Genomic DNA, 24,099 nt, shown 5'->3' with positions numbered 1-24,099 from the left:
ACAAGGAGCGGCCAGGCATGAAGTTTCTCGGGATAGACTGCGGCACCCAGGGCACCAAGGCGGTGATCCTGGATGTCGAGCGCGGGGTGGTACTGGGCGAAGGCAGTGCGCCTCACCCCTTGACCGAGGCCGCCAACGGCCGCCGTGAGCAGAATCCGGCGGACTGGATTAGGGCCCTGGTGGCGGCCACCCGCGCCGCCCTGGCGCAGGCCGGCAGCGATGGCCAGGACATCCTCGGCGTCGGCGTCTCCGGCCAGCAGCATGGTCTTGTATTGCTCGACGACAGCGGCAAGGTTCTGCGGCCGGCCAAGCTCTGGTGCGACACCGAGTCCACCCCGGAAAACCAGCGCCTGCTGGAGCATCTGGGCGGCGTCGATGGCTCCATCGAGCGCCTGGGCCTGGCCATCGCGCCGGGCTACACCGTATCCAAGCTGCTCTGGACCAAGGAGCAGCACCCGGAGGTGTTCGACCAGATCGCCCAGGTGCTGCTGCCCCACGATTACCTGAATTTCTGGCTGACCGGACGCGCCGTGGCCGAGTACGGCGACGCCTCAGGCACCGGCTATTTCAATGTGAGGACGCGCCAGTACGACCTGGAGTTGCTGCGCCACATTGATCCAAGTGGGCGTCTGGAGCGCGCCCTGCCGGTGCTGATCGAAGCCGACCAGCCGGTCGGACGGCTGCGGCCGGAGGTCGCCAGCCAACTGAGCATCAATCCCCAGGCGCTGGTCTCCAGCGGCGGCGGCGACAACATGATGGGCGCCCTGGGCACCGGCAACAGCCGCGCCGGCCAGATCACCCTGAGCCTGGGCACCTCGGGCACCCTCTATGGGTATTCCGACGAACCTCGCATCAGCGACCATCCCGCCGTGGCGGGCTTCTGCTCGTCCAACGGCGGCTGGCTGCCGCTGATCTGCACCATGAACCTGACCAATGCCAGCGGCCAGATCCGCGAGTTGCTCGGCCTGGACCTGGCGGAATTCACCCGTCTGGTGGCGGAGTCGCCCATCGGCGCGGAAGGGGTACTGATGCTGCCCTTCCTCAATGGCGAACGGGTCCCGGCGCTGCCGACCGCCACCGCCAGCCTGCATGGCCTTACCGCCACCAACCTGACCCGCGCCAATCTGTGCCGGGCGGTGGTCGAGGGGGTGAGCTTCGCCCTGAGATATGGCTTCGATCTGCTGCGCGACCTGGGCATGCCCGGCGACACCCTCAGACTCATCGGCGGCGGCGCCAGGAGCCCGGTGTGGCGGCAGCTGATCGCCGATCTGATGAACACCCCGGTGGTCTGCCCGGTCCACGGCGAAGCCGCGGCCCTGGGGGGCGCCTTGCAGGCCGCCTGGTGCTGGAGTCGCGAACAGGGCCGCCCGGAGTCGCTCGACAGCCTCACTGAACGCTGCGTGCACCTGGATCCGGCCAGCCGCGCCGAACCGGACCCGGCGCGGGTCGCCGAGTACGAGGCGGCCTACCAGCGCTATCGGCAGCAACTGCGCGAGAGCTACGGGATCGCCTAGCGGGCGGATGGGGTGGAAAACGCCAGGCGGTTTTCCACCCTGCTGAATTTCGGCAACCCACCCGTCGTAGGGTGGACGCCGGCGCAGCCTTGTCCACCACCAGCCTGATGGCGCGTGGAAAACGCTACGCGGTTTTCCACCCTACCCGACAGGCAGGCGCTCAGGCCTTGCCGATAGGCACGAAGGGCGCGTCCAGCAAGCGGGCGAGGTCCGCCGGGGCCAGGGCCACTTCCAGCCCCCGGCGCCCGGCACTGACATGGATGCTCGGCAACGCCGCCGCGGAGTCGTCGATGAAGGTGCGCAGCCGCTTCTTCTGCCCCAGGGGGCTGATGCCGCCCACCAGGTAGCCGGTGCTGCGCTGGGCCTGGTCGGGTTTGGCCATCTCCAGTTTCTTCACCCCGGCCGCCTGGGCCAGGGCCTTGAGATCCAGGGTGCCGGCGACGGGCACGATGGCCACCAGCAATTCCTGTTTCTCGCTTGCCGCCAGCAGGGTCTTGAACACCGTCTCCGCTGCCAGACCGAGTTTCTCGGCGGCCTCCAGGCCGTAGGAGGCGGCCTTGGGGTCATGGTGGTAGCTCAGCACCTCGTGGGGCACCTGGCTCTTCTTGAGCAGTTCTATCGCCGGGGTCATGCCAGCACTCCTTGGGGATCGGCCACCTCCGCCCGCCCGCGGCCCTGCGCCTTGGCGCGGTAGAGAGCGAAGTCGGCCGCCTGCAGCCAGTGGGCGACGTCATCGTAGGCGCGGTCGAAACCGGCGATGCCGCAGCTCAGGCCGACGCGCACATTCTGGCGATCGCCGGGGCCGCCTGCCTGCATGTCGTGCAGACGCTCCTGCAGCCGCCGGATCAGGTCCAGGGCCCGCTCGGGCGAGGTGTCGGGCAAGAGGATACCGAATTCATCGCCGCCAAAACGACCGGCGAGATCGCTGGTGCGGATGGTGCGCGCCAGCAGACCGGAAAACTGGCGCAGCATCTCGTCGCCGGCCTGATGGCCGAAGCGGTCGTTGATGAGCTTGAAGTTGTCCAGATCGATCATCACCAGGCTGGCCGCGGCGCCGCTGCGTTTGCAGCGGGCGAATTCTCGCTGCACCAACTGATCCCAGTGGGTTCTGTTGTGCAGCCCGGTCATGCCGTCCTGCTTGCTGATCAGCTCCAGCTCCTGCTGGCGCCGCGACAACTGCTGCGCCAGGCGAAAGCTCACCAGGCCCAGGGCCCAGGGATAGGCGATGATCATCGGCAGACAGGCATAGATCTGCGCGGTGGAGGTCTCGATGGCGACCGGATGGCGCAGCACCACGAGACCGACCAGGATGCCCGCCAGTTGCGCGAGCAGTCCCCGGCGCCAGAACGCCAGGCCGCCGGCGCCGAGCATGTTCAGACCGGTCATGGCGAGCAGGGTCACGCTAGGCAGGAGATTGAAGCCCATGCTCGCCGCCCAGAAGCCGGCCGAGCCGCAATCCAGCAGCAGATTGCCCAGCTCGGCGCGATAGGGATCGCGCGCGCGAACGGCGCGCCAGTAGGCCAGCGGCGACCAGCACAGGGCATTGGCCAAGAGCAGGATCCACAGCCAGAGAGACACCGGCTGGGTGATCTGCACCGAGACGATGCAACTCAGGCTGAGCAACAGACCAATCGCACGGGGTAGCCAGAGCCGCCGGGCAAAATTGCGGCCACGGGTGAGCACATCTGGCATTGACGATCCCCACTGCGACGGACGATGAAAGGTCGCGCATTATCAGTGGACAAGGGCAAAACGCCAGCGACCGCGACCTGAACGTCGTGTTCCGAACCTTACGACGCCCCTAGACACTGCCAGAAGGAAACATCGGGTGACACGCACACCGGACGAACAGCCTTGAACCTCGGCCTGACCGGCCTCATCCAATGGTCAGGCCCGTCAAAAAGAGGAAGCCGCATGCAAGTCCAAGTCAACAGTGACCACAACATCGAAGGCAGCGCCGGTTTGCAGAATTGGGTGGCGTCCGTGGTGGAAGACCGCCTGGATCGCTTCGACGAACTCCTGACCCGCGTCGAGGTGCACCTCAACGACGAGAACGCCGGCAAATCGGGCGCCCAGGACAAGCGGTGCCAGATGGAGGCCCGCATCAAGGGCCATCAGCCGCTTTCGGTGACGCACAAGGCCGAATCCCTGGAACAGGCGGTGGATGGCGCAGCCGACAAGCTGCACCGGGCCATCAGCAACCTCTCCGGCAAGCTGGAAAAGAAGCGGCTGTCGGGCGGTGAACTCAATGACCCCCTGGCCCTGGAAGATTCCGAAGAATTCCAGGACTCGCTGCGGCAGGACGAATTCCTCGAACGGGAGCAACTGGCTCACGATCACCAGTTGAAGTGATGCGCCGTTAGACGCTAGCTTTCAACCGAGGCCGCTCCCTGAGCGGCCTCGCTGTTTTCCACCCCGGCACAAGGAAGCCCCATGCCCTCCCCCTTTCGCGTCGCCCTGATCGGTTACGGCTTCGTCGGTCAGACCTTTCATGGCCCCCTGCTGAGCTCCATCCCTGGGCTCTCCCTGGAGCTGGTGGCGTCGCGGGATGCCGCGCGTGTGCAGGCCGATCTGCCCAAGGTGCGCGTCACCGCGGATTACCTGGCGGCCGTGAGGGATCCGGCCATCGACCTGGTGGTGATCGCCTCACCCAACCAGACCCATGCGCCTCTCGCCAGCGCCGCCCTGGCCGCCGGCAAGCACGTGGTGGTCGACAAGCCCTTTACCGTGACCCTGGCCGAAGCCCGGCAACTGGTCGAGGAAGCCGAACAGGCCGGCCGGTTGCTGTCGGTGTTCCAGAATCGTCGCTGGGACAGCGATTTCCTCGGCTTGCAGGCAGTCCTGGCCAGCGGCGCCCTGGGTGAGTTGACCAGCCTGGAATCCCGTATCGAGCGCTTTCGTCCCGAGGTGCGGACGCGCTGGCGCGAAGCCGCGCTGCCCGGCAGTGGCCTCTGGTTCGATCTCGGTCCCCATCTGCTGGATCAGGCGCTCTGCCTGTTCGGCCTGCCCGAGCGCCTGCATGCGCAGCTGGTGCGGCAACGACCCGGCGCCCTCACCGACGACTGGTTCCAGGTGCAGCTGGACTACGGCGCTCGCCAGGTGACCCTGAGAGCCGGGATGCTGGCCGCCGGTGGCGTGCCGCGCTTTCTGGCGCAGGGCACCGCGGCCAGCTGGATCAAGCAAGGCGCGGATCGTCAGGAGGACGCGCTCAAGGCCGGCGTGCGCCCCGGTGGTCCCGACTGGGGCCAGGATCCGGATCCGGGCTGGCTGATCGACGCCAGCGGCGAGCGCCAAGCGCTGCCGACGCCGGCGGGCGATCACCGTCGCTACTACCTCGCCCTGGTCGAAGCCCTCACCGGTCGCGCCGGCAATCCCGTCAGCCCGGCCCAGGCTTGCGCCCTCATGGCCCTGCTGGAAGCGGCGCAGCGTTCCTCGGCGGAAGGTCGAGCGCTGATGCCCGAACTCAGCGCGGCGGAACGCGCGGCCTACTGACCGGCCACCCACTGCGGACGCCGCCCGGCCAGGCGCTCGCCCAACTGGCGCAGGGTGCGCGACAGGCGGCGCTCGATCCACTCGTAGCTGGCCCAGGCCAGCAGCAGGATCACCGGCAGGCAGACCGCCAGGGTCTGATAGGGACTGAATCCCCACTGCTGGTGCAGCCAGTAGTCGCCCAGCCAGAGCACGATCACGTGCACCAGATAGACCGAATAGGACCAGTCCCCCAGCGCCTTGCACAGCCGCGAGCCGGCGAACCAGGGTTCGAGGATCACGCAGGCGCCGACCAGTACCGCACTGGGCACGCCCCAGGTCAGCAGGCGCCAGGGATGATCGGCGGGAAAGGCCACCAGGCAGGTCAGTGCCGCCAGGGCCGCCACCAGGGCCAGGGGTTTGGGGCCGCGCAGGGCGCCACGGCGATAGAGCGCCGCCAGGCTCACGCCCAGCAGGAATTCGAAGATGATCGGATTGCGATAGAAGCTGCTGACAAAGGACTCGCGGGCCAGCACCAGGCTGACCAGGATCACCAGCAGGCTGACCATCCCGATGCGCCAGCGCTCGGCCACGCCGAAGGACAGGGCGAACAGCAGGTAGAACAGCATCTCGAAGTTGAGCGTCCAGCCCACCGGCAGGATCGGATAGTGGCCGAAGCCCGCCGGATTCTCGCTGGGAATGAAGAACAGCGAAAGCAGCAGTTCGCGCGTGGCGACGCCATAGATGGGCATCACGTCGCTGGCGAGATAGAGGATCAGCGCCGTCACCGCGGTGTACAGCCAATAGGCCGGGACGATGCGGGCGATGCGATGCCAGAGGAAGGTACTGCGCCTGAGCGGTCGGCCCGCGGTGGACAGGTGGATCACGAAGCCGCTGAGCACGAAGAAGATGTCGACCCCGACCTGTCCCCGGGTGGAGAGCAGATGGCCACCGAGGCTGTCGGCGTGGAAATCGAAGAACACCTGCATGAAGTGATGAAAGACCACCAGCCAGGCGGCCAGGGCCCTGAGAGCCTGCAGTGAAACCAGCATCGTAGAACCTTTCCCTCCTCGTCCCGCCAGGCACGACCCAGCGCTGCGCCGTCATTGTGGACGGCACGGGCTGCTGGGGCGTTCGTGGGAAAAGGCTGGATTGCGCCGGTTCACAGGCTGAACGGCTCGATGCCCGACCCGTTCAGCGGCAGTTCAGGCGGCTGACCTCATTGCAGGCTGAACCGCCAGGCGCGATGGATCTTGGGATTGCGCGCGAAATCCGGATCCAGGGTGCTGGCGCTGATCTCTTCGACGCGATAGCGCTCGGCGAGACTCGCATCCAGTTCGAACTTGCGGAAGTTGTTGGAGAAATACAGCACGCCGTTGCGGCTCAGATGGGCCATGGCCGAGTCGAGCAGGGCGACATGATCGCGCTGGACGTCGAACACCCCTTCCAGGCGCTTGGAGTTGGAGAAGGTCGGCGGGTCGACGAAGATCAGATCGTATTCGCCGCGATCGTTTTCCAGCCAGTGCAGGACGTCGCCCTGTTCCAGGCGGTGCCGCTCGGAAAAGCCGTTGAGCGCCAGGTTGCGCCGGGCCCAGTCCAGGTAGGTGCGCGAGAGGTCGACGCTGGTGGTGCTGCGTGCACCGCCCACTGCCGCCTGCACCGTGGCGGCGCCGGTGTAGCAGAACAGATTGAGGAAGCGCTTGCCCTGGGCTTCCTGGCGCAGCCGCAGACGCAGCGGACGGTGATCGAGGAACAGTCCGGTATCCAGGTAGTCGGTGAGGTTGACCAGCAGCTTGGCGCCCGCTTCTTCCACCTGCAGGAATTCACCCTGGGCGGCCTGGCGTTCGTACTGCTTGGTGCCGCTCTGCCGTTCGCGGCGCTTGACCACCACCAGTGACGGATCGATGTTCAACGCCTGGGGAATGGCGGCCAGGGCGTCGAGCAGGCGCGCCTGGGCCTTGTCCGGGTCGATGGAGCGTGGCGGTGCGTATTCCTGCACGTGCACGCGATCGCCATAGAGATCCACCGCCACCGCGTACTCGGGCATGTCGGCGTCATACAGGCGATAGCACTGCACGCCCTGGCTGCGGGCCCACTTGCCGAGCTGCTTGAGATTCTTCTGCAGCCGATTGGCGAACATCTGCCCGCCTTCGCTGAGCTTGGCCGGCTCCGCGGCCTGGGCATTGGCCGGGCGTTCGCCACTGCGACTGCCGGTGACGAACTGGCGGGTCTCCACCTCGAACATCAGCAGCTTGCAGGGCAAGGCGCCATTCCAGAAGGCGTATTGCTTGTGACTGCGGATGCCCATGCGCTTGCCCAGCTCGGGCGCGCCGGTAAAGACCCCTGCACGCCAGCCCAGGCAGGCCTGGCGCAGGCGCTCGCCGAGATTCTGGTAGAGGTACAGCAGGCTGGCTTCGTCACCCAGGCGCTCGCCATAGGGCGGGTTGCAGATCACCAGGCCGGTCTGGCCCTTGTCCGGACGCGGCTCGAAGCTGGCGACCTCGCCCTGGTAGACCTTGATCCACTCGGACAGCCCGGCCCGCTCGATGTTGTTGCGCGCCGGCTGGATCAGCCGCGGATCGGCTTCGTAGCCGCGAATCCAGGCCGGCGTCCTGGCCAGGCCCGCAGTGGCTCGCGCTTCAGCCTCCTGGTGCAGTTGCTGCCAGAGGGCGGGCACATGGCCCAGCCAGCCGGAAAAGCCCCAGCGCTCGCGGCGCAGGTTGGGGGCGATGTCCGCCGCCATCAAGCCGGCCTCGACCAGGAAGGTGCCCACCCCGCACATGGGGTCGGCCAGGGCGCCACCGGTCGCGGCCAGGGCCGGCCAGCCGGCACGGATCAGCACCGCGGCCGCCAGGTTTTCCTTGAGCGGCGCCGCGCCCTGCTGCAGGCGATAGCCGCGCTGGTGCAGGCTCTGACCGGAGAGATCCAGCGAGAGGATGGCCTGGCCGCGCTCCAGGTGCAGGTGGACGCGCAGATCCGGAGCAACCTTGTCCACCGTGGGCCGCTGCCCGGTGCGCTCGCGCAGGCGGTCGACGATGGCGTCCTTGACCTTGAGGGCACCGAAATGGGTGTTGTCGATGCCCGCGCCCTGGCCGCTGAAGCCCACCGCCAGGGTGCCGGTGGGCGCCAGGTGTTCTTCCCATTCCACCCCGTGCACGCCCAGGTACAGCCCCTGGGGGTCTTCCACCGGGAAGCGCGCCAGCACCAGCAGCACCCGGTTGGCCAGGCGCGACCAGAGGCACAGGCGGTAGGCATCCGCGAGACTGGCCTCGCCGCGCACCGCCGCGGTCTGGCTGCGGGCTTCCTGCAGACCGAGGCCCTGGGCCTCTTCCAACAGCAGGGTCTCGAGTCCCTTGGGACAGGTGAGGATGAGTTGTTGCATCGCGGACATCGTTGAATCCATAGGTTAGCGCAAGGAACTTTCTGCCTTTGGTCGGATTGACCGATGAGGACAGCCCCTTCCGTGAAAGTTTGACTGCGTCTCAACAAGCCGCAGTGACGGCATTCCAGCGGCGGTTTATCGCCATTTCATTTCGATTTGATTACGGCTTATAGCTAAAAGGTCGTTCCCAGCCAGAGCGCCATTGGTTAGTAATTGACCACCCGCAGCGCGAAGGTGCGGGGCGGATGTCAGGACGCCGGCTCTGGCATCCAGGCCTGCAACGGGCCATGGACAATCTGCAAGTCAACCTACGAGGGCACTACCCTATGAGAAGACTCAAGCGTGATCCAATGGAACGAGCTTTCCAGCGTGGTTATCAGCACGGCATCGTGGGCAAATCGCGGGACCTCTGCCCCTTCACCCAGGACGCCGTCCGGCAGGCCTGGCTCAATGGCTGGCGTGAGGGCCGTAGCGACCAATGGGACGGCTACGTAGGCACCGCCGGTCTTCAACGCATGAATCAACTTCAAGCCGTAGGCTAATTCGATTTCACTAGCGGAAGCCCAGGGCTTCCCATAGCGTTCTGGTTGTTTTCCAGTCAGATCCTCTCCCAGGATCAGGGACCCGGTCCCACGGGGGCTCCCAGCGAGCCCCCTCCCCCTCAGGGGCGCGCTGCTGCAATGGCATCCACGGCTTCGCGGATCAAGGCCGGTCCGCGATAGATGAAGCCGCTGTAGAGCTGCACCAGACTGGCACCCGCCGCGATCTTCTCCGCCGCATCCTCGCCCGACAGGATCCCGCCCGCCGCGATGATCGGCAGCCGACCACCCAGCTCACCAGCCAGCACCCGCACCACATGGGTGCTCTTCTCGCGTACCGGGGCGCCCGACAGGCCGCCGGCCTCGGCGGCATAGGGCAGATTCTCCACCCCTTCCCGGCCCAGGGTGGTGTTGGTGGCGATGATGGCGTCCATCCCGGCATCGCGAATCGCCTGGGCGGTCAGCACGATCTCTTCATCGGTCAGGTCCGGGGCGATCTTGATGGCGATGGGCACGCGGCGGCCGTGCTGGACCGCCAGGTCTTCCTGGCGCTGGCGCAGGGCTTCCAGCAGGCTCTTGAGCGCGTCGCCGAATTGCAGGCTGCGCAGGCCGGGCGTATTGGGCGAGCTGACGTTCACCGTGATGTAGCTGGCATGGGCATAGACCCGGTCCAGACCGATCAGGTAGTCGTCCACCGCCCGCTCCACCGGAGTAGTGGCATTCTTGCCGATGTTGATCCCCAGTACGCCCCGGAAGCGTGCGGCCTTGACCCGCTCGATCAGCGCATCCACGCCCGCATTGTTGAAACCCATGCGGTTGATGATGGCGTCGGCCTGCTCCAGGCGGAACAGCCGCGGCTTGGGATTGCCCGGCTGCGGCCGCGGCGTCACGGTACCGATCTCGATGAAGCCGAAACCCAGGCCGGCGAAGCCGTCGATAGCGGCGCCGTTCTTGTCGAGTCCGGCGGCCAGGCCCACCGGATTGGGAAACTCCAGGCCCATGACCTGGACCGGTAGCCGACCCGGCCGCCGGCCGAGCCCGGTCAGGCCCAGACGACCCGCGGCACCGATCAGGTCCAGCGCCAGATCGTGCGATCCTTCGGGAGACATTTTGAAGAGCAGAGGACGGAGCGCGTCGTACATGGCGGACTCACAGGCGATTCGGAAAGCGCGCATTATACAGGCTTGCCACCGGCCATACGTCGCTCGCTCCGGAGGCGAACGGTCACTCGCACAAAAGATCCTACCTTTCGGGAATCATTTGACGATAGCGCGGTCTTTGCCACGCTAGACTCGGTCGTGCAGTTCCTATCCGCCCCGGAGACCTCATGAGCAACAGTGCCAACCTCCTGGGCAGCCCCTGGTCTTCGCTGGCCTTGCATCTGCATCCCTCCCTGGCCAGCCGCCGGATCCAGCGTTGCCTGGAACGCCTGGCCGACGCCTTCGTCCCCTTGCCCGCGCCTACCGACAGCCTTTGGTGGGATGAAGGCCATCCGCTGCACCTGTTGCTCGGCCTGCCCCGCGCCGCCCTGTCCGGACCGACCCAGGAGATCAAGGGCCACGCCCATGCCCTGCTCAGTCAGTTGGTGGTCGCCGATACGCTGCAGGCCGCCGCCCTCGACCTGCGTGCCATCGATGGCCTCTGCCAGCGCCTCGGCGACAGCACGCTCGATACGGCGATACAGCTGGAGGAACTGGCCGCCCTGCCCGCAGCGCGCGAGCAGGTGCGGATCATCGGCTATCGGGATTTCCAGGCGGCGCTCTATCGCACCTTGCCGAATGTGTCTGCGGAACAGCCCCTGCGTCTGCGCCAGGCCAGCTGGCGAGGTACCCGACTGTTCCTGGAAAACGATACGGCCACCACCCTCGCCTTCGCCAGCATCATCGCCTACGCCCGCATCCGCGGGATCGCCGTGGAGGTGCCGGCGCAGATCCAGTGCCTGCGCCTAGATCCGGCGGCCATCGACCGCCTGCAGGAGGCTTTCGCAGTCTATGCCCTGCCCAATGCGGTCTGGAACCACCCCGACTTCATCCAGGTGCTGCTGGGCCTGAAGCTCGACTATGCGCGCCTGCCACTGCCCGCCCCGGGCCAGGATCTGGAGTGGTTGCTGCTGCCCAGCGAGGTGGCGAGCACCCGGGTCCTCAGCGAGATTCTCGAACGCCTGGGCGCTGCCGAGGTGATCGGCTACCTGCAGGCGCTCTAGAAACCGCTCAGGGGGCGGCTACCGCCGGCGCATGTCGCTGCCCCGCCGCCAGAAAGACCTCGAAGGCCAGCCGCTGGCCGGCCAGCATCGCCGGATGCAGGCGCGCATCGCTGCCCGCCTCATCCAGACGCTGCAGAAAGCCTGGCCAGGCGCCCTTGGGCGGCACGTGACCCAGATAGGCCCGGGCGTCGCGCACCGCCTCGTCGGGACTCTCGCCGGCATGGCGATCCAGCATTCGCGACCCCAGCCGAGACCCTTCGAGGACATAGGCCACCCCCCAGCACTCGCCTTCGTCGAGCAGGCGCTCGAGGACTACGGGTTCGGGCTGCTCGGCGGCCAGGCGCTGCAGATCCTCTGCCAGCACCCCGGTGCGGCGACGCTCAGCCCAGTCGGGCAGCAGGCGCTGGATGCCGGAGCGCTCCAGCAGGTCTTCCAGACCGATCAGAGCCTGGGCATGGGCCTGCAGAAAGGCGGTGTAATGCAGCCGGGTCTGCAGCGCATAGCGGCCAAAGGTCGCATCGACCTGCTCGTGCAGGGCACCGCCCTCGGCGCGCAACATTTCACGGATGGAGGACACGCAAATACCTCAAGTTGGCGCCGGCCTTCAGAGCGGCGAAGGCTGGGGCTTCTCGCCGCGCAGGGCGGCCTGCAGCCGGGCTGCCAGGTCGGCCTCGCGAAAGGGCTTGGGAACGATGAAGGATTGTTCGGGATCGAGTTCGCCCAGTTCGGCATAGCCGGTGATGAAGACCACCGGCAACTGCGGCAGCCGCTTGCGCACCTGGCGGGCCAGCTCGGCACCGTTCATGCCGGGCATGGCGAAATCCGCCAGCAGCAGATCGATCTGCGGATCGCGCTCCAGCGCACTCAGGGCGGCGAAGCCATTGCTGGCCTCCACCACCTGATAGCCGAGATCGGCCAGCAGGGCAGCGGTCACGTTGCGTACCGCGTGGTCGTCGTCGACCAGCAGGATGCGGCGCTCGGCGGCCTGCTCGTCGCGACCCAGGGCCGGTAGCCCGATCGGATCCTGGGCATCCTCCGCCTCGGTACGCGGCAGATAGACCAGCACCGTGGTGCCACTGCCCACCTGCGTCTCGATGCGGACCCCGCCACCGGACTGCTTGGCGAAGCCGAACACCTGGGCCAGGCCCAGACCGGAGCCCTTGCCCACCTCCTTGGTGGTGAAGAAGGGTTCGAAGGCCTTGGCCAGCACCTCTTCGCTCATCCCGGTACCGGAATCCTGCACCGCCAGCAGCACGTATTCGCCCGGTTCGGGTTCCTCGGGACGCTGCGGCGGCTCGCTGATGGTCTGATTGGAGGTGCTCAGGCGCAGGGTGCCGCCGACCGCCATGGCATCCCGGGCATTGATCGCCAGGTTGAGGATGATGAGTTCGATCTGGGTCGGATCGACCAGGGCGTGCCAGCAATCGGCGCGCAGGTGGGTCTCGATCCAGACACTGCCGCCCATGGTACTGCGCAGCAGCTCCAGCATGCCCTCGACGGTTTCGTTGAGCTTGACCGGCTTGGGCGCCAGCCGCTGGCGACGGGAAAAGGCCAGCAGCTGGGCGGTGAGCTTAGCGCCCCGCTCGCCCGCTTCGCGGATGTTCTGCACCCGCCCCTGGGTCTTGTCGCTGGCCGCCAGGCGCGTCAGGTCGCGCTCGAGGAAGCTGGCGCTGCTGAGCACCACGGTGAGCAGGTTGTTGAAGTCATGGGCCACGCCCGCCGTGAGCTGCCCCACGGCTTCCAGTCGCTGCATCTGCTGCAGGGTCGCCTCGACCCGCTCGCGCTCGTCGATCTGCTCGCGCAGCTGGCGGTTCGCTGCCGCCAGCTCTTCCATCGCCAGGACTTCCGAGGAGATGTCGCGCCCGGAGCAATAGGTCATGCCGGCATCCGGTACCGCCGTCCAGGAAATCCAGCGATAGCTGCCGTCACGATGGCGGATGCGGTTGACGAAACGCTGGCTGGTCGCGCCGGTGGCCAGCTGCTTGAGTTCGTTGTCGGTGATGAAGCGCTCGTCGGGATGCACCAGCGCCAGCAGCGAGGAGTCCAGCAACTCCACCCGCGACCAGCCCAGATTTTCTTCCCAGGCCGGGTTGAGCGCCACCAGGGTGCCATCGGGCTTGCACACCAGCAGCAGATCGCGAGTGAGGTCCCAGGTCCGATCGCGCTCCCGGGTACGCTCTTCGACACGCTCGCCAAGACTGACATTGAGCCGCTCGAGCTTTTCCGCGGCATCGCGCTGCTGGGTGATGTCGAGCATCACGCCCAGAAAGCGGGTGCAGACGCCGGCGTCGAAGAAGGGCTGGCCGCGGGTCTCGACCCAGCGCTGGGCGCCATTGTCCAGACGAATGCGGTATTCGCTGCGGTAGTCGTCGTCGCGCTCATCGGCGCTCGCCTGGCGGACCGTATGCAGAAAGCGCTCGAGGCCATCGCTGCCGCACAGCCGTTCGAAGACCTCGAGATCGACCACCGCATCGGCCGGCAGCCCGAACATGGCCTTGCAGCGCTCGTCCCAGACCAGGGTACGACTGGCCGGCAGATACTCCCACATGCCCAGCCGGGAGGCGTCCATCGCCAGGCGGGACCTGACCTCCAGGCTGTGCAGGGCTTCTTCGGCGCGGCGCCGCTCGCGGCGCTCGTGCACCACCAGCAATGCCCGCTCGACGGCCTTGGCCAGGAGCTCCATGCTCTGCTTGAGCACATAGTCGTTGGCACCCAGGCGCATCATCTCCACGGCGTGCACCTCACCAAAGATGCCCGAGACGAAGATGAAGGGCGTTTCCGGTGCCAGCGCCCGCGCCACGCGCAGCGCCTCGGCGCCGGAGAAGCCCGGCAGGATGATGTCGGAAAGGATGATGTCGTAGGTCTGCTGGCTCAGGGCCAGGGTGAGACCGGTACGCTCGTAGACGATCTTGGATTGCAGCTCGAAGCCGTGCCTTTCCAGCTCGATCAGGATCAGCTCGGCGTCGAGCTTGCTGTCCTCTACCAGGAGGATCTTGATCTGTTTCGAGAGGGGCATAAACGGACGTCGGCCTTGGATCTGTTCGCTCAGGGGAGCCGGGTCGCGCATATCTGCCGGTCGCGGATGACTGGATACGGATGCACTTATCTTCACTCGCTAACGGCCAATGCGCCTGGCGACACGGCGCGATCCTGGCGGCGGCTCGTTGAGTACGGCCCAGAACACGCCGAGGTCACTGATCGCGGCAACGAAATCACGGAATTCGACCGGCTTGACCACGTAGGCGTTCACGCCCAGTTCGTAGGCCTTTTCCAGATCGGGCTCCTCCCGCGACGACGTCAGCATGACCACGGGGATGCTGCACAGCTCCGGGGTACCACGCACCAGGTCCAGCACCTCGAGGCCATCGACCTTGGGCAGCTTGAGATCCAGCAGCATCACGGCGGGATTGCCCGGCTCGCGATCGGCATAGGGCTCGCGGCGCAACAGGTAATCAACCGCTTCGGCGCCGTCACGCAGAACCACGACATCGTTGGCCAACTGGCTGCGCTCCAGAGCCACCAGGGTGAGCTCCAGATCGTGCGGATTGTCTTCGACCAGCACAATGGGTTTGAGCATGAATAGAACTACCTTTTGTGTACCGGCGACGGTCGTTGTTTGGGAAGGGCGAAATAGAAGGTCGCGCCCTCGCCGATGGCACCCTCGGCCCAGACGCGACCGTCATGGCGCTCGATGATGCGTCTGACACTGGCCAGACCGATGCCGACCCCTTCGAACTCATCGGCATGGTGCAGGCGCTGGAAGACGCCGAACAGCTTGCCTACGTAATCCATGTTGAAACCGACGCCGTTGTCCCGGACAAAGATGATGTCCTCGGAATCGCTCGGCAAGGTGCCGATCTCGATCACCGCCGGCTCTTCGTAGCGACTGTATTTGATGGCATTGGCCAGCAGATTGCGCAAGGCGAGATGGACGAAGGCGGCATCGGCGATGACGACAGGCAGGGGGCCGATGTGCCACTCCACCTGCCGCTCGGCATAGTCCGGCGCCATCTCTTCGCGGATGGCTTCCACCAGGGCGGTGAGATTGACGTCGGAATAGCGGATCGCGGCCCGCCCCATCTGCGAGAAGCTCAGCAGGTTGTCCACCAGGCTGCCGGCGAAGCGTGCCGACGAACCGATGTTCTCCAGGAAGCGCCGCCCCCGGTCCGACAGCTTGCCGCCCTCGATGTCGCCCAGCAGCTCGGCATAGCCGGCGATGTGGCGCAGCGGCGCCCGCAGGTCGTGGGACACGCTGTAGGAAAAGGCCGCCAGTTCCTTGTTGCTGCGCTGCAGCTCCTCGGCCAGCTCGGCCATCTCCTCGGCCTTGCGCAGGACGATCCCGCGCACCGCGTTGCGCAATTCGATGGCGCTTTCCAGCTCCAGCGGCGACCAGGGTAGCGACAGCCCGCGCACCGTCTCCTGCCAGAGCACGAAACTCTGCCGCGGCGACAGGCGCCCGTCGCTGCCTTCCTGCTTGGTCGGCCGGCCGGCCCAGTTGACCACCTGCACCAGCTCGCTGCGGAACCAGATCAGGTAGTGTGAATGCAATTCGGAAATGGGGACGGCGAGCACCCCGGCCGCATGCTGGGCCAGCTGGGGGAGCTCGGCGATATCCTTGGCCAGGTTGTCGGTGACGAAGTGGTCCTTGACGTTGACCGACAGCCACTCGACCAGGCTGTCCACCACCTCGCGCGGCGGTACCTGGCCGATCAGCTCGGTCCCGTCGGAGGAGATGATGGCGGCGCCCTGCGCCCGGGCGAAATCCAGGAAGACCTGCGGCAGCTCCAATAGTCCCTGGCAGACGCTGTCGCGGTCGGCCATGGTCGAGAGCATCTGCACCATGGATTGGCGCAGCGCCAGCCGGCGATCGGATTCCGCATGGGTCTCGGCGGCATCGATCTGCAGCGACAGCACCCGGCCGAACAGCTCGCAGGCGGTACGCGTCTGGAAGGACACCCGCTGGGGTTGACGGTCGTGGCAGAGCACCAGGCCCCAGAGGCGATCACCGACCACGATGGAGATGGACATGGACGCCAGGGTGCCCATGTTCCTCATGTACTGCAGGTGTACCGGCGACACGCTGCGCAGCTGCGCGAAGCTGAGATCCAGCGGCTGCCCGGTCAGCGGATTGGTCTGCGGCTGCAACGGCGAGGGCTGGTAGTAGGCGTTGCCAATCACCCGGATGCGGTTGGCCAGGTACAGGCGACGCGCCTGGGCCGGAATGTCCGAAGCGGGAAATCTCAGGCCCAGATAGCTGGGTACGCCGGGATCGCACTCCTCGGCCAGCACCTGCCCATGACCGTCCTCGTCGAAGCGATAGATCATGGTGTGGTCGAAACCGGAAATACGCTTGGCTTCGCGCACCGCGAGCTTGGCGATGGCGTCGACGGTTTCGGCCTGATGCAGCTGTTCGATGAACACCCGCACCATGGGATAGAGGGTATTGAGGCCAAGGCGGCTGTCCACCGGCGCCTCGAATTCGACGATCAGCACCCCGCCGAAGCGGTGCATGAACAGCGCGAAGGTCTGCTGCCGCGGTCCCAGGGTCACATCGCCCTGATAGATGGGGTTCTGCTCTTCCTGGGTCAGGGCACCGAGCATGGCCGGCAGATCCCGTTCCGGCAGCAATTCGCCGAGGGTGCGACCCAGCACCTCCTCCACGGCGACCCCGAGGTACTCGCGGACGTTGGCACTGGCCTGGACGATGCGCAGATCCGGCTCTTCCACGGCGAACAGGAAGCCATGTTCCTGGATACTGCCGGGAATATGGATCGGCTCGTTGGCGCAATCGGCCAGAGCGTCGGGCTGCGTCTTGGAGGGTGACTCGAGCGCCAAACCGGGAACCTCATGTGATCGGAAAGAAGCGCAGGGAAAGCGGTGCGCCGAAACGGAAACAAAGGTCATTCAGACTATCAGACCCTGGGCAGGAGGCGAAGCGAAACGGCGCGCAGCCTGGAGAGCGACATGCGCGGCGACACTGTCTCGCCGCGGGTTGGAATCTTCTCCGTCGGCCTTCGGTCGGAGCTGGTTTAGCCCCAGGATCCTGCCCATGTCCTTGCGCCGCGCCCTCCCCCTGGCCGCCCTGCTGCTGAGTCCGCTCAGTCAGGCCGAGCCCCTCTACGGCGAACGTCTCGAAGGCTTCGACTACGACTATCCGGTCAAGACCTTCAGCTTCGACTCCCAGCGCCAGGCGCTGGAGATGGCCTATCTCGACGTCGCGCCGAGCGGAAAACCGAACGGCCGGACTCTGGTGCTGTTGCACGGCAAGAACTTCTGCGCCGGTACCTGGGCGCAGAGCATCCAGGTGCTGAGCGCTGCCGGCTATCGGATCGTGGCCCCGGATCAGATCGGTTTCTGCAAATCCAGCAAGCCAGCCCACTACCAGTACAGCTTCCAGCAACTGGCCGCCAATACCCGGGCCCTGCTCGACCACCTGGGCATCGCCCGGGCGACCCTGATCGGCCATTCGACCGGCGGCATGCTCGCGACCCGCTACGCCCTGCTCTATCCCGAGGCCACCGAACAGCTGGTGCTGGTCAACCCCATTGGCCTCGAGGACTGGAAGGCCCTGGGCGTACCCTATCGCAGCGTCGACCAGTGGTACGCCCGGGAACTGAAGACCTCCGCCGACGGCATCCGCGACTATGAGCGCAGCACCTACTACGCCGGCCAGTGGTCCCCGGCCTACGAACGCTGGGTGACGATGCTCGCCGGTCTCAACAACGGCCCCGGCAAGGAAAGGGTCGCCTGGAACTCGGCCCTGATCTACGACATGATCTACAGCCAACCGGTGGTCTACGAATTCGCCCGACTGCGCATGCCCACCCTGCTCATGATCGGCCAGCGAGATACCACCGCCATCGGCAAGGACGCCGCGCCGGCCGCCATCAAGGCGCAGCTGGGTCACTATCCCGAACTGGGCAAGGCGGCGGCGCGACGCATCCCCCGGGCGACCCTGGTGGAATTCGAGGACCTGGGCCACGCGCCCCAGATGCAGGCGCCGGAGCGCTTTCACCAGGCCCTGCTGCAGGGGCTGAGCGCCCTCAAGGCATCCTCGACGCAGCCCCAGCCCTGATCGAATCCGAACGATGAAAAAGGGCGGCGTACCCAAGGGTACGCCGCCCTTTTTCATGCCCTGTCAGACGACGCTGCCCACGAACGCCATTCGTGGGCAGCGCCTGCCTCAGGCGCTGCTGCTGGCCAGATCCGCCAGTTCACGACTGGCGACGCTGTACATCGCATAGTCCTGACCGCTGGCATTGCGCAGATCCACCAGCAGACCCCGCCAGCGCTCCACGGCTGCCCGATGGCGCTCCAGCCACAGCGAGAGCCGCGCTTCCGGATCGCTTGGCGCCTCGCTCAGGTTGAGCATGGCGATGGTGATGGCGCGCTGCTGCACATCCACCTCGTCGCGGAAGGCCTCGCGCGCCAGGGCCTGCCAGGCATTGGCCACCGGCAGCTGGTTGAGCTGCTGCTGGTACCAGGCCAGGTCCAGCACATCGCCCGCGGCGAACCAGGTAGCCGCCACTTCCAGCGGATCCTGGGCGGTGACCTCCGCGGCCTGGATCACCGGCAGCAGGGTATAGATGTGGTTGGTCCCGGCGACGACCCGCGCCAGCAGCTCGGGCACGCCCGCCTCGGTATAGGCGCGGAAGCGCTCTTCCCAGTCCTGGCGCGGCTCGCCCTGCAGCAGTTCGTCCAGACGCACCCCCAGGGCGGCGATGCGCGGCCCGAAGAAGGCCGCCACGGCGCCGGCATCCAGGCCGCTGCGATGGCTGCGCAGGAACCAGCGGGTCGCCCGCCGGCCCAGTCGCATCAACTCGCTCATCAGGCGCAGCTGCAACTCCGCCGGCACCTGATGATCCAGGGCTTCCACCTGACGCCACCAGTGCGGCAGGTGCAGGACGTCGCGCATCACCACATAGGCGCGGGCGACATCGGCCGCGCTCATGCCGGTGGATTCGCACAGGCGCTGCACGAAGGTGATGCCCATGTGGTTGATCAGGTCGTTGGCGATCTGGTTGGCGACGATCTCGCGTTTCAGGCGATGGCGCGCCATGGCCTCGGGGAACTGCTCGGTCAGGCGCTGCGGGAAGGCACCCTGCATGTCCCGGGCAAGGTATTCGTCGTCCGGCACCGAAGAGGCCAGCAATTGCTCCTTGAGGTCGATCTTGCTGTAGGAGATCAGCACCGACAGCTCGGCCCGGGTCAGTCCCTGCTCCTTGGCGGCGCGCTCAGCGAGCACCTCGTCGCTGGGCAGGAATTCGAGGGTGCGATCCAGCTTGCCACGCCCTTCGAGGTCGACGATCAGCCGCTGGTATTCGGCCAGGTGCGTCCGCGCCCGGTATTCCGCCAGCGACAGGGCACCGGTCTGCATGTAGTTGTTGGCGACCACCAGTTCGCCGACCTCGTCGGTCATCTCGCCCATCAGCGTGTTGCGCTGCTTGACGGTCATGTCGCCGGCGGAGACCACGTCGCCCAGGAGGATCTTGATGTTGACCTCGTGGTCGGAGCAATCCACGCCGCCGGCGTTGTCGATGAAGTCGGTGTTGCAGGCGCCGCCGTGCAGGCCGAACTCCACCCGCGCCAGCTGACTCATGCCCAGGTTGCCACCCTCGCCGATGACCTTGGCGCGCAGGTCGCAGCCGTCCACGCGCAGGGCGTCGTTGGCCTTGTCGCCGATGTCGGCATGGCTTTCGAAGCTGGCCTTGACGTAGGTGCCGATGCCGCCGTTCCAGATCAGATCCACCGGCGCCTTGAGCAGGGCGTTGATCAGCTCGTTGGGCGTCAGGTGATCGGCCTGCAGATCGAAGCGCGCCTTCATCTCGGGACTGATGGCGATGCGCTTGGCACTGCGCGGGAAGATGCCACCACCCTGGGAGATCAGGCTGGCGTCATAGTCGGTCCAGCTCGACCGCGGCAGGTTGAACAGCCGTTCACGCTCGACATAGCTGCGCTCGGCGTCCGGATTGGGATCGATGAAGATGTGCAGGTGGTTGAAGGCTGCCACCAGCTCCAGGCTGCGCGAACGCAGCAGGCCGTTGCCGAAGACGTCGCCGGCCATGTCGCCGATGCCCACCACGGTGACCGGATCGGTCTGGACGTCGATGCCGCGCTCACGGAAGTGGCGCTGCACGCTGACCCAGGCGCCCCGCGAGGTGATGCCCATCTTCTTGTGGTCGTAACCCGCCGAACCACCGGAGGCGAAGGCGTCGTCGAGCCAGAAGCCATAGTCCTGGGCGATGCCGTTGGCGATGTCGGAGAAGGTCGCGGTGCCCTTGTCGGCGGCCACCACCAGATAGGGGTCGTCGCCGTCGTAGCGCACCACGGCAGCCGGCGGGACCACTTCACCGTCTTTCAGGTTGTCGGTGATGTCCAGCAGACCGCTGATGAAGATGCGGTAGCAGGCGATGGCCTCGGCCTGGATGTCGTCGCGGGAGCCGCCGGTGGGCAGACGCCGCGGCACGAAGCCGCCCTTGGCGCCCACGGGGACGATCACCGAGTTCTTGACCTGCTGCGCCTTGACCAGGCCCAGCACCTCGGTGCGGTAGTCTTCCTCGCGATCCGACCAGCGCAGGCCGCCGCGGGCGACGTTGCCGAATCTCAGGTGCACCCCTTCCACGCGCGGGCTGTAGACGAAGATCTCATAGCGCGGCACCGGGCGCGGCAGCTCGGGAATGGCCTTGGGATCAAGCTTGAAGCTGAAATAGGCCTTGGGCTTGCCAGCGGCGTCGGTCTGGAAGACGTTGGTTCTCAGGGTCGCCTTGATCAGGTCCAGGTAGCGCCGCAGGATGCGGTCCTCGTTGAGTACCGCGACATCGTCGAGGGCACTGAGGATGGCCTGCTCCAGGCGCTGCTGCTTGTCGTCCAGGTCTTCGCTGGTCATGCGCCGCGCCAGGTAGAACTTCATGCGGAACAGCCGCACCAGTTCCCGGGCGATGTCGACGTGGGCGTTGAGGGTGGCGGCGATGTAGCCGATGTCGAAGCCGATGCGGATCTGCTTGAGGTAGCGCGCATAGGCGCGCAGCACCGCGACGTCCCGCCAGGGCAGCCCGGCGGTCAGCACCAGACGGTTGAAGCTGTCGTTTTCCGCCTGCCCATCCACCACCTGGACGAAGGCGTCCTGGAAGGTGTCGTTGAGTTGCTGCAGATCCAGCTCCAGGCCGGCCACGGTGGTGAAGGCAAAGTCATGGATCCAGTAGCGGCGGCCATTGCGATGGCGCAGCTCGTAAGGGAATTCGCCGAGCACGCGCAGCCCGAGGTTTTCCAGGATCGGCAGGACGTCCGACAGCGCCAGGGGGGTATCGGCGTGATAGAGCTTGCAGTGCAGGATGTTGTCGCCGGTCTGGGTCAGCGGCTGATAGAAGCCCATGGCCAGACGGCGCTCGTCGCTGAGCGCCAACAGGTGGCGCATGTCTACCACGGCCAGGTGCGGCGCGAAACGCTCGCGATAGCCGGCCGGGAAGCCCAGCGGATAGTCGGCGAGGATGGAGGTACCCTGGGCTTCGCCGAAGCTGTCCACCATCAGGCTGGCGAAGTCGTCCTTCCAGCTGCGGCAGGCCTGCACCATTTCCTGTTCCAGGCGCGCCGGATCGACATCCTGCGGCTGCAGGGGATCGACGCGCAGGATGAACTGCACCCGCGCCAGCACGGACTCGGAGAAGAAGGTCCAGAATTCGCAGTCGGTGCCATGCAGGCGATCCATGAGGATCTGCTGCATGCGCTGGCGCACTTCGGTGGAATAGATGTCGCGCGGCACATAGGCCAGGCAATAGAAGAACTGGCCATAGGGATCGCGGCGCAGGAAGACGCGCACCTTGCTGCGCTCCTGGATCTGCACGATGGCCATGGCGGTGCTGAACAGATCGTCCACCGGGGTCTGGAACAGATCGTCCCGCGGCAACCCTTCGAGGACCTGGGCCAGTTCCTTGCCCAGGTGGGCGCTGCTGTCGAAATCGGCGCGGCGACGCACCTCGTCGACCTTGCGGCGGATATAGGGAATCTCGCGCACGCTGTCGTTGTAGACGCTGGAGGTGTAGAGACCCATGAAGCGGTGCTCGCGCACCACCCGGCCACTGGCGTCCACTTCGCGCAGGGAAACGAAATCGGGATAGGCCGGGCGATGCACCCGGCTCGGGTCGGCCGCCTTGGCGAAGGACAGCAGCACCGGTTCGCGCAGATAGCGCAGCGGCTCACCGGACAGGGTGATCTCGGCGGTCTCGGGGCGACCGCGCAGGCGCCGCGACAGGCCGAGCAGGGAGTCGGGCACATAGCGTTGCACCGCGGTCTCGCCGTCGCCCTCGACGGTGAATTCCTCGTAGCCGAGGAAGGTGAATCTGTCGTCGCGCAGCCAGTCGAGGAAGGCCTTGACCTCGGCCAGTTCGCCCTCCTCCACGCCGGCCGGACGCCGATCCAGCCAGCTCAGCAGGTCGGCAACCTTGGTCTTCATGGCGGCATAGTCGCCGACGGTCAGGCGCACTTCACCGAGGATCTCCTGCAGCGCCGCCTCCAGGGTGCGCAACTCGCTGCTTGCGGCACAGCGGTCGATCTCGAGGAACATCAGGGCTTCGCGGGTCACCCCTTCGCCCTGCTGGCCCTTGGGCAGCAACTCGAGCAGACGACCCTGGGCATCCCGGCGCACGCTGAGGACGCTGTTCTGCAGAGTATGGACACTGTAGCCCTGGCGATTGAGCTCCATGCGCACCGAGTCGACCAGGAACGGCGAATCGGCGTGCAGCACCTCCACCACGGTGTGGCTCGATTGCCAGCCGTGTCGTTCGTAGTCCGGATTGAAGACCTGGACCCGCGGCTCGGACGGATCGAAGACATCCAGCAGACGCCAGGCCGACAGTACGCAGCCGACCAGATCGGAGAGCCGACGCTGAGTGAGTTCTTCCAGCGGGACGATGCCGAAGAACTGGGCGGTGAAGCGCTCCAGCTGTTCGAGGGTATCCCCTTCGACATGGGCCGCGAGGGCATTCTTGAGTTGTTGTTGGAAATCCGCTTGGCTGGCAGCGGTGAAAAACGCCATAACCGTACTCCGTCCTGAAGGTGCTGTGGGCTTCGCTCCGCAGAGGACAGGCCTCTCCCGGAGCGAGTTCCACAGGGACGAGGCCGGACTGCACCAAAAAAGTGCAAAGATGCAGTGCGGCTAGAGTAGCCAACAAAGACAGCTATGCACGTACGTCAGGGCGACAACAAGATTCAGCTGCGGAACGGATCTCAATAGTGCGGTGGCGGCGCCTCGTCCGGCAGACCACCGCCACCCGAACTCTGCAGCTCGGCCTGGCGCTCGGCCAGGACGCGAATCTGGGCCGCGCAGCGATCCAGCGCCCGCTGCTGCTCGACGATGATGTCGTTGAGGGTCTGAATGGTGTCGTCCTGGAAGGCCTGGCGCATTTCCAGGTCGGCGATACGGTCTTCAAGGGTCATGCCTGTGTCTCCTCCGCGAGCAGCACCCGCCAGCGTTCCGCTGCGGCATGGCCGGCTTCCGCGGTATGGGGCTCGCGTGGCGAGTGCCCCCATACCGGGCCGGGCCAGGCCGGATCGCCCTCCTGCCGCAACAGGACGTGCAGGTGCAATTGCCTGACGACGTTGCCCAGAGCACCGATGTTCAATTTTAGATCCGGCTGCGCGTGGCGCAACACCTGGGCAACAAGTGTCACCTCTCGCCACAGTTGTGCCTGATCCTGGGGTGACAGGTCGAGGATCTCGGTAACACTTTCGCGCCGGGGTACCAGCACCAGCCAGTCATAGCGCCTGTCGTTCAGCAGCAATACCTGACACAGCGTCAAGGACGCCACTTCTAGGGTATCTTCGGCCAGCCGTGGGTCTATTTGGAACATCTCATCTCCTGCCAACACCTGTCGGCACTAAAAGTGTGCACAGCTTTGTGCAAGTGAAACCTTTGGTGTCACAAAGGTGCAACCAACCCTTCCGAAACTGCCCATTGCTTGGGAAGCGGAGCAGCGATAGACAGGCGGGCTCAGGGAT

Annotated in this window: 18 protein-coding genes; 6 read left to right on the top strand and 12 right to left on the bottom strand. The window is 66.1% G+C overall.

What is annotated here, in order from left to right; genetic code table 11:
* The first annotated feature begins 17 nt into the window (after nucleotides 1-17).
* The gene (gene xylB, locus DBY63_RS04320; RefSeq protein ID WP_108581341.1) at nucleotides 18-1,514 is read left to right on the top strand and encodes a xylulokinase; all 1,497 of its coding nucleotides are present in this window, start codon (nucleotides 18-20) and stop codon (nucleotides 1,512-1,514) included.
* Between the two features lie 160 nt (nucleotides 1,515-1,674).
* Here the strand turns inward: xylB and ybaK are convergent, their stop codons facing one another.
* Both ybaK and DBY63_RS04310 read right to left on the bottom strand, forming a co-directional pair.
* Nucleotides 1,675-2,145 (bottom strand): Cys-tRNA(Pro) deacylase, encoded by a 471-nt coding sequence (gene ybaK, locus DBY63_RS04315; protein WP_077172156.1) that lies wholly within the window; start codon nucleotides 2,143-2,145, stop codon nucleotides 1,675-1,677.
* Complete coding sequence (locus DBY63_RS04310) at nucleotides 2,142-3,206, bottom strand: diguanylate cyclase (RefSeq protein ID WP_108581340.1); 1,065 nt, start codon at nucleotides 3,204-3,206, stop codon at nucleotides 2,142-2,144. Before DBY63_RS04310 ends, ybaK begins: the two co-directional genes overlap by 4 nt.
* Before the next feature lie 222 nt (nucleotides 3,207-3,428).
* On the opposite strand from DBY63_RS04310, the gene DBY63_RS04305 reads away from it, so the two are divergent.
* Both DBY63_RS04305 and DBY63_RS04300 read left to right on the top strand, forming a co-directional pair.
* Nucleotides 3,429-3,866, top strand: a complete 438-nt coding sequence (locus DBY63_RS04305; protein ID WP_007159287.1) for an HPF/RaiA family ribosome-associated protein — start codon at nucleotides 3,429-3,431, stop codon at nucleotides 3,864-3,866.
* Between the two features lie 81 nt (nucleotides 3,867-3,947).
* Entirely contained in the window at nucleotides 3,948-5,006 is a 1,059-nt protein-coding gene (locus DBY63_RS04300) for an oxidoreductase (protein ID WP_108581339.1), read from the top strand.
* Here the strand turns inward: DBY63_RS04300 and DBY63_RS04295 are convergent.
* Nucleotides 5,000-6,034 carry an acyltransferase gene (locus DBY63_RS04295; RefSeq protein WP_108581338.1) on the bottom strand — a complete coding sequence of 345 codons (1,035 nt, stop codon included), beginning with the start codon at nucleotides 6,032-6,034 and terminating at the stop codon, nucleotides 5,000-5,002. The two genes, DBY63_RS04300 and DBY63_RS04295, sit on opposite strands and share 7 nt — an antisense overlap.
* A gap of 167 nt (nucleotides 6,035-6,201) precedes the next feature.
* A complete protein-coding gene (gene rlmKL / locus DBY63_RS04290; protein ID WP_027602661.1) occupies nucleotides 6,202-8,373 on the bottom strand; it encodes a bifunctional 23S rRNA (guanine(2069)-N(7))-methyltransferase RlmK/23S rRNA (guanine(2445)-N(2))-methyltransferase RlmL in 2,172 nt (723 codons plus the stop codon).
* A 317-nt stretch (nucleotides 8,374-8,690) separates the two neighbouring features.
* Between rlmKL and rmf the strand changes: the two genes are divergently transcribed.
* Complete coding sequence (gene rmf, locus DBY63_RS04285) at nucleotides 8,691-8,906, top strand: ribosome modulation factor (RefSeq protein WP_007159291.1); 216 nt, start codon at nucleotides 8,691-8,693, stop codon at nucleotides 8,904-8,906.
* Nucleotides 8,907-9,025: 119 nt separating this feature from the next.
* Here the strand turns inward: rmf and DBY63_RS04280 are convergent, their stop codons facing one another.
* Complete coding sequence (locus DBY63_RS04280) at nucleotides 9,026-10,045, bottom strand: quinone-dependent dihydroorotate dehydrogenase (protein WP_007159292.1); 1,020 nt, start codon at nucleotides 10,043-10,045, stop codon at nucleotides 9,026-9,028.
* 185 nt (nucleotides 10,046-10,230) lie between these two features.
* On the opposite strand from DBY63_RS04280, the gene DBY63_RS04275 reads away from it, so the two are divergent.
* The gene (locus DBY63_RS04275) at nucleotides 10,231-11,106 is read left to right on the top strand and encodes a hypothetical protein (RefSeq protein WP_108581337.1); all 876 of its coding nucleotides are present in this window, start codon (nucleotides 10,231-10,233) and stop codon (nucleotides 11,104-11,106) included.
* Between the two features lie 7 nt (nucleotides 11,107-11,113).
* Here DBY63_RS04275 and DBY63_RS04270 read toward each other — a convergent pair whose 3' ends face one another.
* The 4 genes from DBY63_RS04270 to DBY63_RS04255 all read right to left on the bottom strand — a co-directional run bounded on the left by DBY63_RS04270 (nucleotide 11,114) and on the right by DBY63_RS04255 (nucleotide 16,941).
* Nucleotides 11,114-11,683, bottom strand: coding sequence for a biliverdin-producing heme oxygenase (locus tag DBY63_RS04270; protein ID WP_169854106.1), 570 nt, complete (start codon nucleotides 11,681-11,683; stop codon nucleotides 11,114-11,116).
* A 27-nt stretch (nucleotides 11,684-11,710) separates the two neighbouring features.
* A complete protein-coding gene (locus tag DBY63_RS04265) occupies nucleotides 11,711-14,122 on the bottom strand; it encodes a response regulator (protein WP_108581336.1) in 2,412 nt (803 codons plus the stop codon).
* Between the two features lie 99 nt (nucleotides 14,123-14,221).
* Nucleotides 14,222-14,683, bottom strand: a complete 462-nt coding sequence (locus tag DBY63_RS04260) for a response regulator (protein ID WP_007159296.1) — start codon at nucleotides 14,681-14,683, stop codon at nucleotides 14,222-14,224.
* An 8-nt stretch (nucleotides 14,684-14,691) separates the two neighbouring features.
* Complete coding sequence (locus DBY63_RS04255; RefSeq protein WP_007159297.1) at nucleotides 14,692-16,941, bottom strand: ATP-binding protein; 2,250 nt, start codon at nucleotides 16,939-16,941, stop codon at nucleotides 14,692-14,694.
* Between the two features lie 214 nt (nucleotides 16,942-17,155).
* Between DBY63_RS04255 and DBY63_RS04250 the strand changes: the two genes are divergently transcribed.
* Nucleotides 17,156-18,181, top strand: coding sequence for an alpha/beta hydrolase (locus DBY63_RS04250; protein ID WP_108581335.1), 1,026 nt, complete (start codon nucleotides 17,156-17,158; stop codon nucleotides 18,179-18,181).
* 108 nt (nucleotides 18,182-18,289) lie between these two features.
* On the opposite strand, the gene DBY63_RS04245 is transcribed toward DBY63_RS04250, so the two are convergent.
* From DBY63_RS04245 to DBY63_RS04235, 3 genes are all read right to left on the bottom strand, one after another.
* Complete coding sequence (locus tag DBY63_RS04245; protein WP_108581334.1) at nucleotides 18,290-23,137, bottom strand: NAD-glutamate dehydrogenase; 4,848 nt, start codon at nucleotides 23,135-23,137, stop codon at nucleotides 18,290-18,292.
* Between the two features lie 191 nt (nucleotides 23,138-23,328).
* Entirely contained in the window at nucleotides 23,329-23,538 is a 210-nt protein-coding gene (locus tag DBY63_RS04240; RefSeq protein ID WP_007159300.1) for a SlyX family protein, read from the bottom strand.
* A complete protein-coding gene (locus DBY63_RS04235; protein ID WP_108581333.1) occupies nucleotides 23,535-23,951 on the bottom strand; it encodes an HIT family protein in 417 nt (138 codons plus the stop codon). The genes DBY63_RS04240 and DBY63_RS04235 overlap by 4 nt, the downstream gene beginning before the upstream one ends.
* Between the last annotated feature and the right edge of the window lie 148 nt (nucleotides 23,952-24,099).

It is taken from the genome of Pseudomonas sp. RIT411 (genome assembly GCF_003057735.2).
Taxonomy (GTDB): domain Bacteria; phylum Pseudomonadota; class Gammaproteobacteria; order Pseudomonadales; family Pseudomonadaceae; genus Chryseomonas; species Chryseomonas oryzihabitans.
Note: the sequence above shows the minus strand (reverse complement) of the source record. Positions and strands in the feature narration are given on the sequence as shown.

What these genes read in the sequence shown, in the direction of transcription:
- xylB (WP_108581341.1), top strand. Translation starts at nt 18, where the DNA reads ATGAAGTTTCTCGGGATAGACTGCGGCACCCAGGGCACCAAGGCGGTG.
- ybaK (WP_077172156.1), bottom strand. Translation starts at nt 2,145, where the DNA reads ATGACCCCGGCGATAGAACTGCTCAAGAAGAGCCAGGTGCCCCACGAG.
- DBY63_RS04310 (WP_108581340.1), bottom strand. Translation starts at nt 3,206, where the DNA reads ATGCCAGATGTGCTCACCCGTGGCCGCAATTTTGCCCGGCGGCTCTGG.
- DBY63_RS04305 (WP_007159287.1), top strand. Translation starts at nt 3,429, where the DNA reads ATGCAAGTCCAAGTCAACAGTGACCACAACATCGAAGGCAGCGCCGGT.
- DBY63_RS04300 (WP_108581339.1), top strand. Translation starts at nt 3,948, where the DNA reads ATGCCCTCCCCCTTTCGCGTCGCCCTGATCGGTTACGGCTTCGTCGGT.
- DBY63_RS04295 (WP_108581338.1), bottom strand. Translation starts at nt 6,034, where the DNA reads ATGCTGGTTTCACTGCAGGCTCTCAGGGCCCTGGCCGCCTGGCTGGTG.
- rlmKL (WP_027602661.1), bottom strand. Translation starts at nt 8,373, where the DNA reads ATGTCCGCGATGCAACAACTCATCCTCACCTGTCCCAAGGGACTCGAG.
- rmf (WP_007159291.1), top strand. Translation starts at nt 8,691, where the DNA reads ATGAGAAGACTCAAGCGTGATCCAATGGAACGAGCTTTCCAGCGTGGT.
- DBY63_RS04280 (WP_007159292.1), bottom strand. Translation starts at nt 10,045, where the DNA reads ATGTACGACGCGCTCCGTCCTCTGCTCTTCAAAATGTCTCCCGAAGGA.
- DBY63_RS04275 (WP_108581337.1), top strand. Translation starts at nt 10,231, where the DNA reads ATGAGCAACAGTGCCAACCTCCTGGGCAGCCCCTGGTCTTCGCTGGCC.
- DBY63_RS04265 (WP_108581336.1), bottom strand. Translation starts at nt 14,122, where the DNA reads ATGCCCCTCTCGAAACAGATCAAGATCCTCCTGGTAGAGGACAGCAAG.
- DBY63_RS04260 (WP_007159296.1), bottom strand. Translation starts at nt 14,683, where the DNA reads ATGCTCAAACCCATTGTGCTGGTCGAAGACAATCCGCACGATCTGGAG.
- DBY63_RS04250 (WP_108581335.1), top strand. Translation starts at nt 17,156, where the DNA reads ATGTCCTTGCGCCGCGCCCTCCCCCTGGCCGCCCTGCTGCTGAGTCCG.
- DBY63_RS04245 (WP_108581334.1), bottom strand. Translation starts at nt 23,137, where the DNA reads ATGGCGTTTTTCACCGCTGCCAGCCAAGCGGATTTCCAACAACAACTC.
- DBY63_RS04240 (WP_007159300.1), bottom strand. Translation starts at nt 23,538, where the DNA reads ATGACCCTTGAAGACCGTATCGCCGACCTGGAAATGCGCCAGGCCTTC.
- DBY63_RS04235 (WP_108581333.1), bottom strand. Translation starts at nt 23,951, where the DNA reads ATGTTCCAAATAGACCCACGGCTGGCCGAAGATACCCTAGAAGTGGCG.